The 1362-nt window shown below is 64.1% G+C and carries 1 protein-coding gene; it reads left to right on the forward strand.

All coding sequences use genetic code 11. From position 1 onward, the window contains the following. The first annotated feature begins 142 nt into the window (after positions 1-142). Positions 143-1345, forward strand: coding sequence for an IS110 family RNA-guided transposase (locus AWC19_RS03220; RefSeq protein ID WP_085076654.1), 1203 nt, complete (start codon positions 143-145; stop codon positions 1343-1345). The last annotated feature ends 17 nt before the right edge of the window (positions 1346-1362 follow it).

The following is a 1362-nucleotide window of genomic DNA, read 5'->3' on the forward strand; positions in this document are numbered from 1 at the left end:
CACTTAATGGCCAAGGAGGCTCGGCCGCCTGCCTCGCCGCTTCTTTCTGACCGCTGATTAGGGACTGCGATTGATCGCTGTGTAGGGCAAGGCCGGCGGAAGGAAGCTGCACACAACGGACGCGTGAGGAAGGGAGTTGCTTATGTCCGTTGCAGTGGGCATCGATGTGGCCAAGCAGACGCACTGGGTGTCGATCAAAATTGGCCAGACCGGTGCGGTGTTGGCCAGCCATGCCGTTGACAACACTGCTGCCGCTATCGCTGATCTGGTCAGCGAGATCCGGTCTGTTGAAAGGGAACACGGCCCAGCTCGGGTCGGAGTCGATGTGCTCGGCGGGATCGCAGCACTGCTGGTGGCGATGCTGCTGCAGGCCGAGGTCACGGTGGTGCACGTGCCGGGGCTGGCCGTCAACCGGGCCCGCCGGGGCACCGTCGGCGGCGAGCATAAGAGTGACCCCAAAGACGCCGCAGTGATCGCTGAGCAGGTCCGCACCCGCAATGATCTGCGCGTGGTCACCGTACCGCGTGATGACGATGTGGAATTGCGGCTGCTGGTAGCCCGCCGGTCCGACATCGTCGCCGATCAAACTCGACGCGCAGCTCGGCTGCGTGATCTGCTTGTCTCGATCAACCCCGGCCTGGAACGCGCCGTTGACGTGACTAGCAAGACCGGAATGCACCTGTTGACCCGTTACGTCACCACGGGCGAGATCCGCGCCGCCGGACGCCGTCGGTTGCTGATTCATTTGCGCAAGGCAGGCCGAGTACGCGAAAGCGCCCTTGAAGCGCTGGCCGATGCAGCCATCACTACCGCTCAAGCACAACAGGTCGTTGTGCCCGGTGAGGCCACAGCCGCCCATCTGATCCGCGGACTGGCGAATGAAATGCTCACGGCACGAGCACAACTCGTTGACATCGACACCCAGATCGAAGAGGTGCTCACCCGGCACCCTGACGCGGCCCTCGTCCGTAGCCTGCCGGGGATGGGGGCCGTATTGACCGCTGAGTTCCTCGCCATCACCGGCGGCATCGACCGCTTCCCCAACGGAGACAAACTCGCCGCAGCTGCTGGACTGGCGCCCGTGCTCAAACAATCCGGCAAGATCCGATACCTGCAACGCGCCACCGCCGCTGACAAAGCCCTCAAACGCGTCTTCTACCAATCCGCCTTCATCGCGTGTACCCGCGATCCGGCCAGCCAGGCCTACTACCGACGCAAGCGCGCCGAACGCAAAACCCACCACCAGGCCGTGCTCGCCCTGGCCCGTCGTCGCGTCAACGTCCTGCACGCCATGTTGCGCACCCGACAGCCCTACAACCCGGCCGGCAGCACCAACGCGGCTTGACAAACGCATTAGGGAGC

It is taken from the genome of Mycobacterium palustre (assembly GCF_002101785.1).
GTDB classification, from domain to species: domain Bacteria; phylum Actinomycetota; class Actinomycetes; order Mycobacteriales; family Mycobacteriaceae; genus Mycobacterium; species Mycobacterium palustre.